We start from the raw sequence: 15,272 nt of genomic DNA, 5'->3' as shown, positions 1-15,272 counted from the left end.
CATGTCATCACTCAAGTTTCTCGGCATTTCCGGCAGCCTGCGCCGCGCCTCGACCAACAGCGGCCTGCTACGCGCCGCCGGCGCCCGCCTGCCGGCCGGCGTGACGATGGAGGTCGCCGACCTTTCCGACATTCCTTTCTACAACGCCGACATCGCGGAAAAACCCGCCGCCGTCGTGCGCGTGCTGGCGCAGATGGGCGCGGCCGACGCCTTCGTCTTCGCCTGCCCGGAATACAACTATTCGCTGGCGCCGGCGCTCAAGAACATCCTCGACTGGGCTTCGCGCGAACCGAACAACGCCCTGATTTCCGGCAAGACGGCGTCGATCATGGGGGCCGGCGGCGGCATGGGCACCTCGCGCTCGCAGTATCACCTGCGCCAGGTCTGCGTCTTCCTCAACCTGCACCTGCTCAACAAGCCGGAAGTCTTCTCCAATGCCTTCGCCGGCGCCTACGATGCCGAGGGCAACCTGACCGACGCGAAGATCTCCACCCTCGTCGGCGAGCAGATGCACGCGCTGGCGCATTGGACGCGGCGGATCAAGGGCTGATGCGAGCCGGCGCGGCGGCGCCAGTCAGGCCGCCAGCGCCCGCCTGAGGCCGCGCATCAGCATGCCGAGCGCCGGCAGCTTCATGTACAACTCCTCGGCCGTGTCCCAGTAGTCGCGGTGATAGGTAACCTTGCCGGCGGCGTCGAACCGGAGGTGCGAGACGCCGCGCATGACCTGCGCCGCGCCCCGGCCCCACAGGCGCACGCGGAAATGGAATTCCCAGACCAGCATGGCGCCGCCGGCGTCGACCACCTTTTCTGTGACGACGAAGCGCGGCTCGGCGACCTTGCGGAACATGTGGGTGAAGATATGCTGGATGGCGGCGACGCCGCGCACCTCGTTGAAAGGATCCTTGAACCAGGCGTCGTCGGCGTAGAACTCGGGAAAGCGGGCGACGCTTTCGCTGCTGAGGTCATGGTAGAAGCGGATCAGGGCATCGAGGTCCATCTCAGGCTCCGGTGAAGCGGCGGATCAGGGGAAAATACCAGCGATACGGCAGGTGCGCGAACAGCTTCATGACCAAGGTGAAGCGCTTCGGGAAATGAATCTCGAAATTTGCCTTGCGGAAGCCATCGACCGCAGCAGATGCCGCCTGTTCCGGGGTCAGCAACGCAGGCATCGCGAAATCGTTCTGCGCCGTCAGTTGCGTCGCGACGAAGCCGGGATTGATGACCCAGACGCCTATGCCCTGCGCCGCCAGGTCGAGGTGGAGGACTTCGGCAAAATGGATCAGCGCCGCCTTGCCCGGCCCGTAGCACAACGCCTTCGGCAGGCCGCGATAGCCGGCGACGCTGGCGACGAAGGCGATGCCGCCGCCCGGCTGCAGATCTTGCAGCACGGTCGCGGCAAGGCGCATGGCGCCGTTGAAATTGACGGCAAGGACCCGCTCAGCGACCGCCAGGTCGAAGTTTCCGGCACGCATCGGCACATAGTCGCCGGCGAGATAGACGACCAGGTCCACGCCACCCCAGGCGGCCAGCAATCCCTTGCGGGCCGCCGCCAGGCTCGCCGTGTCGGTCGCATCGCAAGGCAGCAGCAGCGCGTCGGCGATGGCGAGCGCCTTCAACTTGCCGGCGCTGCGTGCCGAGAGCGCCAGCCGGGCGCCGCGCCGGGCCAGTTCCTGCGCCATGGCCGCCCCGATGCCGGCCGAGGCACCGACCAGCCAGACGCGCTTGCCGTGCCAGTCGGTGATCTTCGGGTTCATCGCTTGACGAAGGTAAGCGTCACTTCGCCGAGATTGAAGCCCCATTTGGACATGTAGGAACGGTTCAGCATCACCTTGTCGTCCATCAGGAACATCCAGTCGTCGAAATCGACGTGATAGACCTTGCCATCCACCGGCAGCGCCAACACGTAGCGCCAGCGCAATGCATTGCCGGCGACTTCGCCGATCGCCTCGCCGACGACATCGTCGGCCGTGCCGCGGAAGGTGCCATCCGGCTGCCGGGTCAGCGTCCACACCCGGCGCGAGGTGCTGCCGTCGGACCACTTGAAGTGCTCGTCGAGGACGCCGGTGTCGCCCTCCCACCTGGCGTCGATGACGACGTGGAAGCGCTTCTTGACCTCGCCCGAGCGCCCCTGGAACATGCCCCAGGCGTCCAGTGTGCCGTTGAGATAGTGCTTCAGGTCGAGCGCCGGCTGTTCGGCCCGATATTGCTCGACGCCGGTTGCGGCGCAGCCGGCCAGGCCGAAGGTGAAGGCGGCGGCAAGCAGGAATTTCATCGATCGATCTCCAGAAAATGGCGCCAGCGCCAGAGCATCAGGCCGGCCAGCGCCTTGAAGGCGAGTGGCAGCAGCGCGTAGGCGAAGGTCAGGGCGGGCAGCCCGGCGGCGCTGCCGGGCACATAGCCAAGCAGCCCGAGCATGGGCAGCGCCAGGCCGGCGGCCAGTGCCAGGTTGAGTTTGGCGACGAAGTTCCAGACGCCGAAGCAGGCGCCGGCCTGCCCCTGACGCTCGCCGAGGTCGGCAGCGATGGCCGCCGGCAGCGCCAGGTCGGCCCCGAGCGCCAGCCCGGACACCAGGCAAATGGCGGCGAACGGCCACAGGTCGCCGGCGCCGAGCAGGCTGGCGCCGGCAAAGGCGACCATCGACAGGAGCATCGCCCCCAGCCAGGCCGCGATGCGACCGAAGCGCCCGGCCAGCCGGACCCACAGCGGAAGCGAGACGGCACCGGCGACGAAATAGAGGGCGAGCAGCGGGCCGCTGGCCCGCTCGAGGCGCAGCACATCGGCGACGAAAAAGAGAAACAGCGTTGCCGGCAACGCAGCGGCAATGCCGTTGGCGACGAAAACACCAATCAGGCGGCGGAAGGCGCCATCGGCCACGACGCGGCGCAGGCTCGGCAGCAAGGGCTGGCGCGCCGCTGCCACCGCCGTGCCGACCGCAGCCTGACTGAAGGTCGCCGCGGCGGCAAGCAACAGCAATGGCGGCAGGATCCAGCCCAGGCGCGCGATGCCGTCGCTGAGGTTGACCGCCAGCAGAGCCGGCAAGGCGGCAGCGAGAACGACGCCCAGCAGGCCGAAACCCTCCCGTGCTGCGGTCAACCGCGTGCGCAGGGCGGAATCGCCGCCGATGTCCGCCCCCCAGGCCTGGTAGGCAACGGTAGCAGCGGAGAAACCCACGTAGGTCAGCGCCAGCGAAGCACCCAGCCAGAGCGCGACCTGTTCGTCGGGCGGATTGAGCAGGGCGACGAAGCCGATGGCGAAGGGCAGCAGGGCGGCAGCGGTCATTGCCGGACGCGAGACACGATCGGCCAACCAGCCCAGCCATGGGTCGATGCCGGCATCGAGCAGGCGGGTGCCGAGGAGGATGGCGCCGAGCAGCGCCAGTTCCATCCCGGCCGTGTCGGCGTAATAGCGCGGCACATGGACGTAGATCGGCAGCGCCGCGAAGGCCAGCGGCAGCCCGAGCAGGCCGTAGGCGAGGATGCGGCTGGTGCTCATCTCAGGCGGCCGGGCGCTGCAGCAGGGCGCTGCGCAATTCCGGCGCACTGGTTCGGGCGTCGAGCCAGATGCCGAAGAAGGCGCGGGCGAACGCAGGGTCGTCGATGGTGCCGATCGGGCGCTCGTTGTGGAAGAAGCGGGCGCCTTCCGGCAGATGGACGCCGAGAATCTCGTCGCCCGGGCGCACATCCGGGAAGATGCGGCCCATCTGCTCGCCCCACTGCGTCAGCCTTGTCGCGTCGGCGACCCCGAGATTGCGGATTTCGGCGACGCTGGCATCGGTGATGCTCTTGCCGCTGATCGTGCGTCGGTAGGTCAGGCGCAAGGCCAGCGGCGGCCGCAGCGGGTCGTCGCCGCCGACCCACAGCGTCGCCTCATAGACAAGAAAGCCGAAGCGGCGGAATTCGCCGCTGCCCCAGCGCCGCAAGCCGGCGAGCGGGCTCTCCGGCCCGCCATTGGCCAGCCCGGCCAGCGGCCAGGCGGCCAGCGCCAGGCAGAAGCGCCGCCTAGCGATGCGCAAGCTCGAAATGCACGACATCGACGTTGCCGGCGAGGAAGCCGGCCTCGCAATAGCAGAGGTAGAGGCGCCACAGGCGGCAAAACTGCTCGTCGAAACCGAGGGCGGCGATCTGCGGCCAGTTGGCCTCGAACGCCTGACGCCACGCGGCCAGCGTCCGTGCGTAATCCTGCCCGAACGCATACTCGCCACGTACCGCCAGCCCCTGACGGGCGGCAGCACTGCGGAAGGCGCTGCGGGACGGCAGCATGCCGCCGGGAAAGACATATTGCTGGATGAAATCGGTGCCCTTCCGGTAGTCGGCGAACAGGTCGTCGCGGATGGTGATGCTCTGGATCAGCGCCCGGCCGCCCGGCTTCAATGCCTTGGCGATGGTCCTGAAGTAGGTCGGCCACCAGCGCTCGCCAACCGCCTCGAACATCTCGATGGAAACGATGTGATCGAACTGCTCCGTCGTATCCCGGTAATCCTGCAGGCGCAGGTCGGCGCCCGGCACACGCTGCTGCGCCCAGACGAGCTGGGCCGGCGAAAGGGTCAGGCCCGTCACCTTCAAGCCTTCCTGCACCGCCAGTTCGGCGAAGCCGCCCCAGCCGCAGCCGATTTCGAGGACGCTCTGCCCTGCTCCAGCGTTCAGGCGGCGCAGGATACGGCGATACTTGGCACGCTGGGCCGTTGCCAGATCGCCATCATCGACGGCGCGGTAGAGGGCGCTGGAATAGCTCATCGACGGGTCGAGCCACAGCTTGTAGAAATCGTTGCCGAGATCGTAGTGGGCCATGATGTTGCGCTTGCTGCCGGCCCGGCTGTTGCGGTTGAGCCAGTGGCGCACGCGCGCCGCCAGCAGATTGCGCCAGGATCCGTACACTGCCTTTTTCAGCACCTCGCGGTTGCTCGCCAGCAGCGTCAGCAAGCCGGTGATGTCCGAAGCATCCCAGGCGCCGTCGAGATAGGCTTCGGCCAGGCCGATGTCACCGCGCGCCAGCACCTGGCTGAACATCGCCTCGTCATGAACCTGCAGCGTCACGCCATGCTCGCCCTTGCCGAACAGCCGGCTGGTGCCGTCGGGCAGGCGGATTTCGAGACGGCCGCCGTGCAGCCTTTCCAGCAGTTCGAAAACCAGGCGGGTGTCGCGGGCGAGGCTTTCGGCACCGCGCAAGACCATGGTGTTGTTCATTTCGTCGATTCCCGGAGAGGTTGCTGGACAGACTGGGCGCCGCGGAAGGGCACGCCTTTCAGCCAGAGCTTGAGGGCTTGCCAGTGGATGCGAAACATCACGCCGGCGGTGAGGAAGGGCATGCGCAGGAAGGCGCCGAGCAGGGCGGCTGCGGTCCAGGCGCGCGGCTTGCCACCGATGGCGGTGCGCAGCAGTTCGCCGTCGGCATCGTCGTAGTCGATGCGGGCCAGTTGCGCCGGCCGGTCAAGGTGGAAACGGAAGCGGTAGCCGCCTTCGATCTCGTTGAATGGAGAAACGTGGAAGCGCTTGTCGGCGCGCAATTCCTGGCCGTCGCGCAGCGGCGAGGCATCCGCGTTGTGCAACAGGTAGCTGTGGCGGCCGCCGAAGGTGTTGTTGACCTCGGCCAGCACGGCGATCAGGGCCCCGCTGCGGTCGCGGCAGTACCAGAAGCTGACCGGATTGAAGACGTAGCCGAAGACGCGCGGAAAGGTCTGCAGCACGATTTCGCCATCGGCCGGCAGGCCGCGCTCGCGCAGCAGCCCTTCGATCCACGGCAGCAGCGGGCTGCCGTCGCGCGGACCGTGGTCTTCCTGGCGAAAAGCGAGCAGGTTGCTGCGGTCGACCGAAAAAATGCCGCAATTTCCGGCCGCCAGATCGCGCAGCGGCAACTGGATGTAGAAGACCGGATAGACGAAGGCATTGACCGCCGGCCGCAGCCGCCGGTGCATGACATGGCCGATGAAGAGTTGCGGGCGGAAGCTCATCGCGGCCTCAGGCGGTTTCCGTTTCGCGCAGTTGTTCGGCGACCCCGCCCTGCCACGGCGCCTTGACGCCGAGCGCATTGACCACGCGCAGCGCCGACTTCAATCCGTCTTCATGGAAGCCGTAGCTGCCCCACGCGCCGGCGAGCCAGATGCCGTTTTCGCCCTGCACGTCGGCCAGCCGGTGCTGGGCGGCGATGGCCGGGCCGTCGAAGATCGGATGGGCGTAGTCGAATTCGGCGATGACCCTGGCCGGGTCGGGCTCGCGCGCCGGGTTCAGGGTAACGACCACCGGCGTCGCAAAAGGCAGCGGCTGCAGCTTGTTGATCAGGTAGGAGACCGCCACGGGTTGCTCCCCCGGCGCACCGCTGCCGGCGAAGTAGTTCCACGCCGACCACAAGTTGGCGTCACGTGGCAGCAGCGCGCGGTCGGTGTGCAGGACGGCGCGGTTGGGCTGGTAGCGGATCGCGGCCAGCACCTCGCGCTGGCGGTCGCTCGCCGTGCAGCCGAGAATGGCCAGGGCCTGGTCGCTGTGGCAGGCCATCACGACCTGGTCGAAATGCTCGCTGCCGCCGGCGTAGGCAACACGCAGGCCACTGCCCTCGCGGGTCACGGCGCTGACTGGGCAGGCCAGACGGATGTCGTCGAGCTGGGCGGCGATTGTCCGCACGTACTCGCGGCCGCCGCCCTTGACGGTGCGCCACAGGGGGCGGTCGAAAATCTGCAACAGGCCGTGGTTCTGGCAGAAGCGGATGAAGGTGGCGAGCGGCATGTCGAGCATCTGGCCGGTCGGGCACGACCAGATGGCGGCAGCCATCGGCAGCAGGTACCAATCGGCGAAGGCGCTGGAATAGCGACCCTCGCGCAGGAAGTCGCGCAGGCTGCGCTGGCGGTCGGGATGGGTCGCCAGCCACGCCACGCTTTCGCGGTTGAAGCGCAGGATGTCGGAGAGCATGGCCCAGAACTGTCGGCGGACGAGATTGCGCTTTTGGCCGAACACGGTCGCGAGGTTGCTGCCAGCCCATTCGAGATCGGGGTTTTCCAGGCTGACGGCGAAGGACATCTCGGTTTCGACGCTATCGACGCCGAGCAGCGCGAACATGGCGATCAGGTTTGGATAGGTCTTTTCGTTGAAGACCAGGAAACCGGTATCGACCGGGTGCGTTTTCCCTTCCAGCGTCACGCCGACCGTATTGGTATGGCCGCCAAGATAGGCGCCGGCCTCGAACAGCGTCACCGCATGGCTGCGGCTGAGCAGCCAGGCGCTGGCGAGACCCGAGATGCCGGCGCCGACGACGGCGATGCGTTGCTTCCTGTCCATGCCGGTCTCCTTATTCGTTGCAGCCGTACAACTCGGCATAGGCCGAGTGGTTGTGGATCGATTCGAAGTTCTCCGAAGCCACCTTCCATTCGCAGATGCGCGGCTCGTTCATCAGGCGCAGGGCGATGTCGCGCACCAGGTCCTCGACGAACTTCGGGTTGTCGTAGGCGCGCTCGGTGACCCATTTCTCGTCCGGCCGCTTGAGCAGGCCGAAGACCTCGCAGGACGCTTCCTCCTCGGCCAGGCGCACCAGTTCCTCGATGCTCATCGGCGCACGTAGCCGGGCTTCTAGCGTGATGTGCGAGCGCTGATTGTGGGCGCCATATTCGGAAATCTTCTTCGAGCACGGGCACAGGCTGGTCACCGGCGCGACGACGCGCAGGCTCAGGCGGGCGACCTCGCCCTCCGGCTGCTCGACGACCAGCGTCGCGTCGTAGTCGAGCAGACTGTCGACGCCCGACACCGGCGCCGTCTTGCGGATGAAATAGGGAAAGGCTAGTTCGATGCGACCGCTGCGCGCATCCAGGCGCAACAGCATTTCCTCGAACATGCGGACAAGATCGTCCTGGGTCAGCACCCCGTGCCGCGCCTCGAGCAATTCGACGAAGCGCGACATGTGGGTGCCCTTGACCTCGGGCGGCAGGCCGACGGTCATCGCCAGCGTGGCGACGGTGCTTACGGTTTCGCCCCCGGCGGCGGCCAGTTGCAGGGGGTAACGCAGACCCTTGACGCCGACGTGCTGAATGGCCAGGCGGCGGGTGTCGGCGGTCGCCTGGACGTCAGGCAGGAAGATGTGTTCGGGTGCGTTCATGCTGGGCTCCAATCGGCTTGGGAATGCTTACTTGAGGAATTCGTCGATCTTCTTCAACAAGTCCTTGTCATCCGGCTTGGTGAAACTGGAATAGGCGACCACCTGCGTCGCATCGCGGTTGATCAGGTACTTGTGGAAGTTCCACTTCGGCTTGCTGTCGGTGATCTGAGCCAGCTTCACGTAGAAGGGATTGGCATCCTTGCCCTTGACCACCGTCTTGCCGACCATAGGGAACTCGACGCCATAGGTCAGCCGGCAGAAATCGGCGATTTCCTTCTCCGTGCCCGGCTCCTGCTCGCCGAAATCGTTGGACGGGAAGCCGATCACGACCAGACCCTTGTCCTTGAGCCGCGCGTAGAGCTTTTCCAGGCCGTCGTACTGCGAGGTGAAACCGCAGTAGCTGGCGGTATTGACGACCAGAATCACCTTGCCGGCGTACTGGCAGAGCGGCATCGGTTTGCCGTCCTGCAGGCTGCTGAAGGTATGGTCGAGCAGCGGCGGACAGGCTGCGGAAGCCGCCGTCGGCAGCAGGCCGGCAGTGACCAGGGCGGCAATGCCGAGCGAGCGTTTCAGGGTAGCGGTCATGTTCAACTCCTTCAATATTTGTCCTAGACAAATAGGACGTTTGTTCGTAAGATAGACATCAATGTCTGGATTGTCAACGGTTTGTCTAACATTTGTTCAGGACAAATATGAACCACCCAAGTTTCAACATTGCCGCAGTCGAACGCGACACCGGGCTCTCCAAGGATGTCCTGCGCATCTGGGAGCGTCGTTATGGCTTTCCCGTGCCGGACCGCGATGCCAATGGAGAGCGCCTCTACCCGGCAGACCAGGTGGAGCGCCTGCGTCTGATCAAGCGCCTGATGGATCAGGGCCACCGCCCGGGCAAGCTGATCGCCGCGCCCGCCGAAGAGCTGACCGCGCTGGCGCCACGGCGTTCCCCCCGCGCCGCCAGCGCGCCGCAAGTTGACGCCGCCGGCCTCGTCGAACTGCTGGCGCTGATCAAGCAGCACGACGCCGCCGGCTACCTGCAAGCCATGCAGCAACGCCTCGCCCGCCAGGGCCTGCAGCGTTTTGTCCAGGACACCGTGGCGCCACTGACCCATCGGGTCGGCGAAGCCTGGGAGGACGGCAGCTTCGAAGTCTTCGAGGAGCACCTGTTCACCGAACTGACCAAGCGCCTGCTGCGCCAGGCCATCGCCGCCCTGCCCGCCGGACCGCGCGGTCCGCGCGTGCTGCTGACCAGCGTGCCGGACGAACCGCACATTCTCGGGCTGCTGATGGTCGAATCCCTTTTGGCGCTGGAGGGTGCCGAATGCATTCCGCTCGGCACGCAGATGCCGCTGCTCGAAATCGGCCGTGCCGCCGAAGCGCATCGCACGGACATCGTCGCCCTGTCCTTTTCGATCGCCTTCCCGCAACGCCAGATTCCCGGCCTGCTGCAACAGTTGCGCCTGGTCTTGCCAGGCAGCATCGAACTCTGGGTCGGCGGCGGCGGCGTTGCCCGCGTGACCCCGCTTTCCGGCGTCCGGCTGCTGGGCACGCTGGACGACGCCCTCGCCGCTCTCGCCGAGTGGCACGCGGCGCATCCGTAGCGACCGACCTGCGCAGCAAGCAGGGCCCGTATCCTTGGTGCCGAAGAGTTTCACCGTCCAGCCGAGGCAGCGCGCCGGAACATCCCGCAGCATGCGGAAATGCTACGAGAAAACATCAAGGCGCTCTAAAATAGTGCGTTGCAATTTCGTCATAATCCGTCATGACCTACGCCGCGCCCGCCTTCGAAGCGAAAATCTGCCCGCCTGAACGGTTGACCGCAACTGCCGCCCGCCTGGCGCGGCCGCTGGTGTTCACCAATGGCTGCTTCGACATCCTGCATCGCGGCCATGTCACCTATCTGGCGCAAGCCGCCGCCCTCGGTACCAGCATGGTGGTGGCGCTCAACAGCGACGCCTCGGTCAAGCGTCAGGGCAAGGGCGACGATCGCCCGGTCAATTCGCTGGAGGATCGCCTGGCGGTGATGGCTGCGCTCGGCTGCGTCTCGCTGGTCACCTGGTTCGACGAAGACACGCCGCTGCAGCGCATTCTCGAGTGCCGGCCGGAAATCCTGGTCAAGGGTGGCGACTGGCCGGTGGACAGGATCGTCGGCGGCAGCGAGGTGCGCGACTGGGGTGGCTCGGTGCACTCGATCCCCTTCATCCACCAGAAATCGACGACCGCACTGCTGGAAAAGATCCGCCGCCTGTAGCGTCCCGCCCGAAGGTTCCCCATGCCCCCCGATCGCGCCGGCACCGCCGAACACCTGCTGCAGTCCCATCAGCGCGCCAAGGTTTTCGTCGGCATCGGCATCCCGCTCCTCGCCGTTTTCGGCACGCTGGCGATAACCAACCGCGAGTGGTCGCTGCTGTTGCTGATCGCCGCCAGCATCCTGACCATTTCCGGCAGTTACTTCGCCTTGCTGCGCGGCATCACCCGGATCCCCACAGTGTGGCCGGCGCTCGTCGCCTACACCCTGCTGCTGCTCTATCTGGTGGCGTTTTCCGGCCACGAGCATGGGCGGGCGCTGTGGTTCCTCTCGCTGCCGGTGGTCGCGATCATGATGCTGGCGCCGCGCCACGGCGCGACGTGGACCGGCATCAGCATCGCCGTAGCGGTCGCCATCATGCTGTTCGGCGCGCCCTGGCTCGGCACCAGTGCCTACTCGCCCGGCTTCGTCCTGCGTTTCGCCATCACCTGCGCCCTGATTTCGGTCGGCGTGTACTGGTCGGAAGTATCGCTGCGCCGCTATCGCGACGAGACCGAGGCGCAAAAGGCCGCCACCCTGGCCGAAAGCGCCCGCCTCAAGGCCGAAATCGCCCGCCGCATCGCCCTCGAGCAGGATCTGCGCGTACTGGCCAGCACCGACGCGCTGACCGGCCTGGTCAACCGGCGCGCCTTCATGGAGCGCTTCTCGCACGAACTGGCGCGCAGCCAGCGGCACGGGCCGTCGCCGACGCTGCTCATCCTCGACATCGACCACTTCAAGAAAATCAACGACCGCTACGGCCACCCGGCCGGCGACGCCGTGCTCGCCCATCTGGCGCAGCTGCTGCGGGCCAGCCTGCGCAACGTCGATATCGTCGGGCGCATCGGCGGCGAGGAATTCGCCGTCGTCCTCGTCGAAACCAATGCCGCCATGGCGGCGCCGGTCATCGACCGCCTGCTCGAACGGATCCGGGAAACGACGGTCACGCTGGCCGACGGCATGCCGCTGCAATTCACGGCGAGCATCGGCAGCACCGAGATCCTCTGGGGCGACACCATCGACACCGCCATCCAGCGCGCCGACGAGGCGCTGTACACGGCCAAGAACAGCGGCCGCAACCGCCACTGCCAGCGCTGACGCGCCCTACAGCACGACCTGGGTGCCGAGCTCGACGACGCGGTTGCTGGGAATCTTGAAGAAGGCGGTGGCCGACCCGGCATTGCGGAACATGGCGACGAAAATCTTCTCGCGCCAGAAGGCCATGTCGGAACCCAGCCGCGGGATCAGGGTTTCACGCCCGATGAAGTAGGAGGTGTCGAGCGGGTTGAACTCCAGTCCGACCTCCCCGCACATCGACAGAGCGAGCGGGATGTCCGGATCGTCCTTGAACCCGTACTGGATGATGACGCTCCAGAAATTCTCGCGCAGTTCCCGGACCTCGACGCGGTCGATGTCGGGCACGTAGGGCACGTCGTAGAACTGGGCGGAAACCAGCACCACCCGTTCGTGCAGCACCTTGTTGTGCATCAGGTTGTGCAGCAGGGCATGCGGCACGCCCTTGGGATCGGCATTGAGGAACACCGAGGTGCCGGCCACCCGGGTCGGCATCGAGGCGGCCAGCGATTCGAGGAACAGCGCCAGCTCCAGGCGCTCGCCCTGGAGGCGTTCGGAGAGCAGCTGGCGACCGCGCTTCCAGGTCGTCATCAGGACGAAGACGCCGACCCCGGCGACCAGCGGGAACCAGCCGCCGTCGGGAATCTTCAGGATGTTGGCGGCGAGGAAGACCAACTCGACGGTGAGGAAACAGGCGAACAGTGCGCTCGCCCGCCCCCAACCCCAACCCCAGGTGCGGGCGACGACCACGGTGGCCAGCAGCGAGGTGATGACCATGTCGCCGGTCACCGCGATGCCGTAGGCGGCTGCCAGGTTGTTCGACGAGCGGAAGCCGAGCACGAGGATCATCACCGCCGCCATCAGCCCCCAGTTCACCGCCGGCAGGTAGATCTGGCCCTGCTCCCGTTCCGAAGTGTGCTGCACCTCCATGCGCGGCACGAAGCCGAGCTGCATGGCCTGGCGCGTCACCGAAAAGGCGCCTGAAATGACTGCCTGCGAGGCGATCACCGTCGCCAGCGTCGCCAGCCCGACCAGCGGGTAGAGCGCCCAGTCCGGCGCCGAGAGGAAGAACGGGTTCTTCGCCGCCTCCGGCTCGGCGAGGATCAGCGCCCCCTGGCCAAAGTAATTGAGCACCAGCGCCGGCAGCACGAAGGCGAACCAGGCGCGCTGGATCGGTTTGCGGCCGAAATGCCCCATGTCGGCGTAGAGCGCCTCGGCGCCGGTCACCGCCAGCACGACGTTGCCCATGGCGACCAGCGCCATCGCCTTGTTGGCGAACAGGAATTCGATGCCGTAGAGCGGATTCAGCGCCGCCAGGATGGCCGGATGGTCGACGACGTTGTAGAGACCGAGTACTGCCAGCGTGCTGAACCAGACCAGCATGATCGGGCCGAAGAAGGTGCCGACCAGCGCCGTCCCGTGCCGCTGGACGTAGAACAGCGCGAACAGCACGAGCAGCGTGACCGGGATGACGAAGGACTTCAGCGCCGGCGTCGCCACCTCCAGGCCCTCGACCGCCGACAGCACGGAGATCGCCGGCGTCACCATGCCGTCGCCGTAGAACATCGCCGCCCCGAGAATGCCGACGATCATCACCGCCTTGGCCTGCTTCGGCTTGTTCTGGACGTCGTGCAGGGCCAGCGCGATCAGCGCCATGATGCCGCCCTCGCCGCGGTTGTCGGCGCGCATGATGAAGGTCACGTACTTGACCGAGACGACGACGATCAGCGCCCAGAAGAACAGCGACAGGCTGCCGAAGATGTTGGCTTCGTTGACCGGGATCGGATGGTTGCCGGCGAAGACTTCCTTCACCGCATAGAGCGGGCTGGTGCCGATGTCGCCATAGACGACACCGAGAGCCGCCAGGGCCAGGGCGGCCAGGCGTTTGCCGGTTGCGTTCCCGGACTGCGAATCGATGCTGCTCATTGAACCCCCAGAATCACCGGCGGCTTGGCGACCGCTCTGCTAATTTACCGGGCCGGGCCGCCTTCATGCTGACGGCCGGCCGGAAATCGGGTGCCGCGGTCGCGGTCAGAACGGAATGTCGTCGCCGAGGTCGTCGAAGGAGGGCTTCGGCTTGTTCCGCGCCGGCGCCGGCGCATAGTCGGCCGGCGCGCTGTCGTAGCCGCCGCCGGAAGACGCCGGCGCGCCCATGCCCTGGCGGGAACCCAGCATCTGCATTTCGGTCGCCTCGATTTCGGTCGTGTAGCGGTCCTGGCCGTCCTTGTCCTGCCACTTGCGTGTCTTGATGCGGCCTTCCAGGTAAACCTGCGAGCCCTTCTTCAGGTACTGGCCGGCGATCTCCGCCAGCTTGCGATAGAAGACCACGCGATGCCACTCGGTGATTTCGCGCTTCTCGCCGCTGTTCTTGTCCTTCCAGCTTTCGGTGGTCGCCAGGCGGATGTTGCAGACGGCGTCGCCGCTCGCCGTGTAACGGGTTTCCGGGTCGGCGCCCAGATTGCCTACGAGTATCACTTTATTGACCGATGCCATGCCCCACCTCTCCTAAGCTGTTTGAGCCGCCGCGGCATTGACGCGCCGCTGCGGGAAATTCATCGAATTCGCCACCGCCAGCCAGACCAGGACCAGCCCGGCGCAGACGGCAAAGACCGCATTATCGCCGAAATGCTGGGCGATATAGCCGCCCGCTGCGCCGCCGATGAACAGGCCCATCGCCTGTGTCGTGTTATATACGCCGAGCGCCGCCCCCTTGGCCGCCGGGGGCGCGGTGCGCGAGACCAGCGAGGGCAGCGTCGCCTCCAGGATGTTGAAGGCGACGAAGAAGAGCAGCAGCCAGAGGGCCAGCGTCCACAGGCTCTGGCCGAAAAACAGCAGGCCGAGCTGGACGACGACGAGCAGGGCGATGGCGGCACGGAAGATGATCCGCATCTTGTCCTTGCGCTCGGCGGCGATGATCGCCGGGACCATGATGGCGAACGAGACGAGCACCGCTGGCAGATAGACCTGCCAGTGCGCCGCCGCCGGCAGTCCGCCGTGATCGACCAGCGCGTGCGGCAGGACGACGAACATCGCCATCTGCACCATGTGCAGGACGAAGATGCCGATGTTCAGGCGCAGCAGGTCGGCGTCGAAGATCACCCGGCGCAGCGGCAGCTTCTCGTGGCCGTGCGGCGGCGGTGCCGGCGGCACCGCCTTGAGCAGCAGCCCGATGGCGGCCAGCGCCAGCACGCCGGTCATGACGAACAGGCCGCCCATGCCGATCCAGCCGTAGAGCACCGGCGCGCCGACCAGCGACAGTGCGAAGACGAGGCCGATCGACGAACCGATCATCGCCATCACCTTGGTCCGGTGCTCCTCGCGCGTCAGGTCGGCGGCCAGCGCCGTCACTGCGGCCGAAATCGCCCCCATGCCCTGCAATACGCGGCCGACGATGATCCAGTTCATGTCCGGCGCCCAGGCCGCGACGAAGCTACCGAGGGCGAAGATGAGCAGGCCGACGACGATGACCAGCTTGCGTCCCCAGAGGTCGGAAGCGATGCCGTAGGGAATCTGGAACACCGCCTGGGTCAGGCCGTAGGCCCCGAGCGCGAAGCCGACCAGCGCCAGGTTGTCGCCGCCGGGCAGGGTCTTGGCGTAGACCGAGAACACCGGCAGGATGAGGAACAGTCCCAGCATGCGCAGGGCGAAGATGGAAGCCAGGGAAGCACCGGCACGGCGCTCTTGCGGGCTCATGCGGTCGGCGGCGGGGATCGACATCGGGGAAAGCCTTTGGTGCAATGCAGCGAAAGTGGAAATATTAGCAGGTTTGCACACCATCCCGGCGACACCCCGGCACCCGGACGGCGGCCGTGACATGCAGGCGCCATGCCGGCTGCGC

General features: G+C 66.5%; 17 protein-coding genes. 4 read left to right on the top strand and 13 right to left on the bottom strand.

The features are described 5' to 3' along the window. The first annotated feature begins 1 nt into the window (after position 1). Positions 2 to 550 carry an NADPH-dependent FMN reductase gene (locus GH660_RS04655; RefSeq protein WP_153145438.1) on the top strand — a complete coding sequence of 183 codons (549 nt, stop codon included), beginning with the start codon at positions 2 to 4 and terminating at the stop codon, positions 548 to 550. A 24-nt stretch (positions 551 to 574) separates the two neighbouring features. Here the strand turns inward: GH660_RS04655 and GH660_RS04650 are convergent, their stop codons facing one another. Genes GH660_RS04650 through GH660_RS04605 form a run of 10 tightly spaced genes read right to left on the bottom strand, consistent with a single transcriptional unit; the run spans position 575 to position 8,661 of the window. Beyond that, the gene (locus GH660_RS04650) at positions 575 to 997 is read right to left on the bottom strand and encodes a nuclear transport factor 2 family protein (RefSeq protein ID WP_153145437.1); all 423 of its coding nucleotides are present in this window, start codon (positions 995 to 997) and stop codon (positions 575 to 577) included. Position 998: 1 nt separating this feature from the next. Continuing rightward, positions 999 to 1,754, bottom strand: coding sequence for an SDR family oxidoreductase (locus tag GH660_RS04645; RefSeq protein WP_153145436.1), 756 nt, complete (start codon positions 1,752 to 1,754; stop codon positions 999 to 1,001). After that, positions 1,751 to 2,272 (bottom strand): DUF3833 domain-containing protein, encoded by a 522-nt coding sequence (locus GH660_RS04640; protein WP_153145435.1) that lies wholly within the window; start codon positions 2,270 to 2,272, stop codon positions 1,751 to 1,753. Before GH660_RS04640 ends, GH660_RS04645 begins: the two co-directional genes overlap by 4 nt. Further along, positions 2,269 to 3,492 carry an MFS transporter gene (locus tag GH660_RS04635; RefSeq protein ID WP_153145434.1) on the bottom strand — a complete coding sequence of 408 codons (1,224 nt, stop codon included), beginning with the start codon at positions 3,490 to 3,492 and terminating at the stop codon, positions 2,269 to 2,271. Before GH660_RS04635 ends, GH660_RS04640 begins: the two co-directional genes overlap by 4 nt. Before the next feature lies 1 nt (position 3,493). Next, the gene (locus GH660_RS04630; protein WP_153145433.1) at positions 3,494 to 4,030 is read right to left on the bottom strand and encodes a chalcone isomerase family protein; all 537 of its coding nucleotides are present in this window, start codon (positions 4,028 to 4,030) and stop codon (positions 3,494 to 3,496) included. Continuing rightward, on the bottom strand, positions 3,999 to 5,183 hold the full coding sequence (locus GH660_RS04625; RefSeq protein WP_153145432.1) for a cyclopropane-fatty-acyl-phospholipid synthase family protein: 1,185 nt from the start codon (positions 5,181 to 5,183) through the stop codon (positions 3,999 to 4,001). Before GH660_RS04625 ends, GH660_RS04630 begins: the two co-directional genes overlap by 32 nt. Continuing rightward, positions 5,180 to 5,947 (bottom strand): DUF1365 domain-containing protein, encoded by a 768-nt coding sequence (locus GH660_RS04620; RefSeq protein ID WP_153145431.1) that lies wholly within the window; start codon positions 5,945 to 5,947, stop codon positions 5,180 to 5,182. Before GH660_RS04620 ends, GH660_RS04625 begins: the two co-directional genes overlap by 4 nt. Before the next feature lie 7 nt (positions 5,948 to 5,954). Further along, positions 5,955 to 7,265 (bottom strand): NAD(P)/FAD-dependent oxidoreductase, encoded by a 1,311-nt coding sequence (locus tag GH660_RS04615; protein ID WP_153145430.1) that lies wholly within the window; start codon positions 7,263 to 7,265, stop codon positions 5,955 to 5,957. 10 nt (positions 7,266 to 7,275) lie between these two features. Further along, positions 7,276 to 8,076: a GTP cyclohydrolase FolE2 gene (gene folE2, locus GH660_RS04610; RefSeq protein ID WP_153145429.1), complete on the bottom strand. Its 801-nt coding sequence runs from the start codon at positions 8,074 to 8,076 to the stop codon at positions 7,276 to 7,278. 27 nt (positions 8,077 to 8,103) lie between these two features. Beyond that, positions 8,104 to 8,661, bottom strand: coding sequence for a glutathione peroxidase (locus GH660_RS04605; protein ID WP_153145428.1), 558 nt, complete (start codon positions 8,659 to 8,661; stop codon positions 8,104 to 8,106). 107 nt (positions 8,662 to 8,768) lie between these two features. On the opposite strand from GH660_RS04605, the gene GH660_RS04600 reads away from it, so the two are divergent. The 3 genes from GH660_RS04600 to GH660_RS04590 all read left to right on the top strand — a co-directional run bounded on the left by GH660_RS04600 (position 8,769) and on the right by GH660_RS04590 (position 11,458). After that, a complete protein-coding gene (locus GH660_RS04600) occupies positions 8,769 to 9,674 on the top strand; it encodes a MerR family transcriptional regulator (protein ID WP_153145427.1) in 906 nt (301 codons plus the stop codon). Positions 9,675 to 9,835: 161 nt separating this feature from the next. After that, positions 9,836 to 10,324: a D-glycero-beta-D-manno-heptose 1-phosphate adenylyltransferase gene (rfaE2, locus tag GH660_RS04595; protein WP_153145426.1), complete on the top strand. Its 489-nt coding sequence runs from the start codon at positions 9,836 to 9,838 to the stop codon at positions 10,322 to 10,324. A 21-nt stretch (positions 10,325 to 10,345) separates the two neighbouring features. After that, on the top strand, positions 10,346 to 11,458 hold the full coding sequence (locus tag GH660_RS04590; protein WP_153145425.1) for a GGDEF domain-containing protein: 1,113 nt from the start codon (positions 10,346 to 10,348) through the stop codon (positions 11,456 to 11,458). A gap of 6 nt (positions 11,459 to 11,464) precedes the next feature. On the opposite strand, the gene GH660_RS04585 is transcribed toward GH660_RS04590, so the two are convergent. The 3 genes from GH660_RS04585 to GH660_RS04575 form a co-directional block, all read right to left on the bottom strand. Next, on the bottom strand, positions 11,465 to 13,360 hold the full coding sequence (locus GH660_RS04585; protein ID WP_153145424.1) for a potassium transporter Kup: 1,896 nt from the start codon (positions 13,358 to 13,360) through the stop codon (positions 11,465 to 11,467). A 105-nt stretch (positions 13,361 to 13,465) separates the two neighbouring features. Further along, positions 13,466 to 13,927, bottom strand: a complete 462-nt coding sequence (ssb, locus tag GH660_RS04580) for a single-stranded DNA-binding protein (protein WP_153145423.1) — start codon at positions 13,925 to 13,927, stop codon at positions 13,466 to 13,468. 12 nt (positions 13,928 to 13,939) lie between these two features. Then, positions 13,940 to 15,151, bottom strand: coding sequence for an MFS transporter (locus GH660_RS04575; protein WP_153145422.1), 1,212 nt, complete (start codon positions 15,149 to 15,151; stop codon positions 13,940 to 13,942). Positions 15,152 to 15,272 lie beyond the last annotated feature (121 nt).

The sequence above is a fragment of the Dechloromonas sp. H13 genome, assembly GCF_009469615.1.
GTDB lineage: Bacteria > Pseudomonadota > Gammaproteobacteria > Burkholderiales > Rhodocyclaceae > Azonexus.
This window is presented reverse-complemented; position numbering and strand designations above follow the sequence as displayed.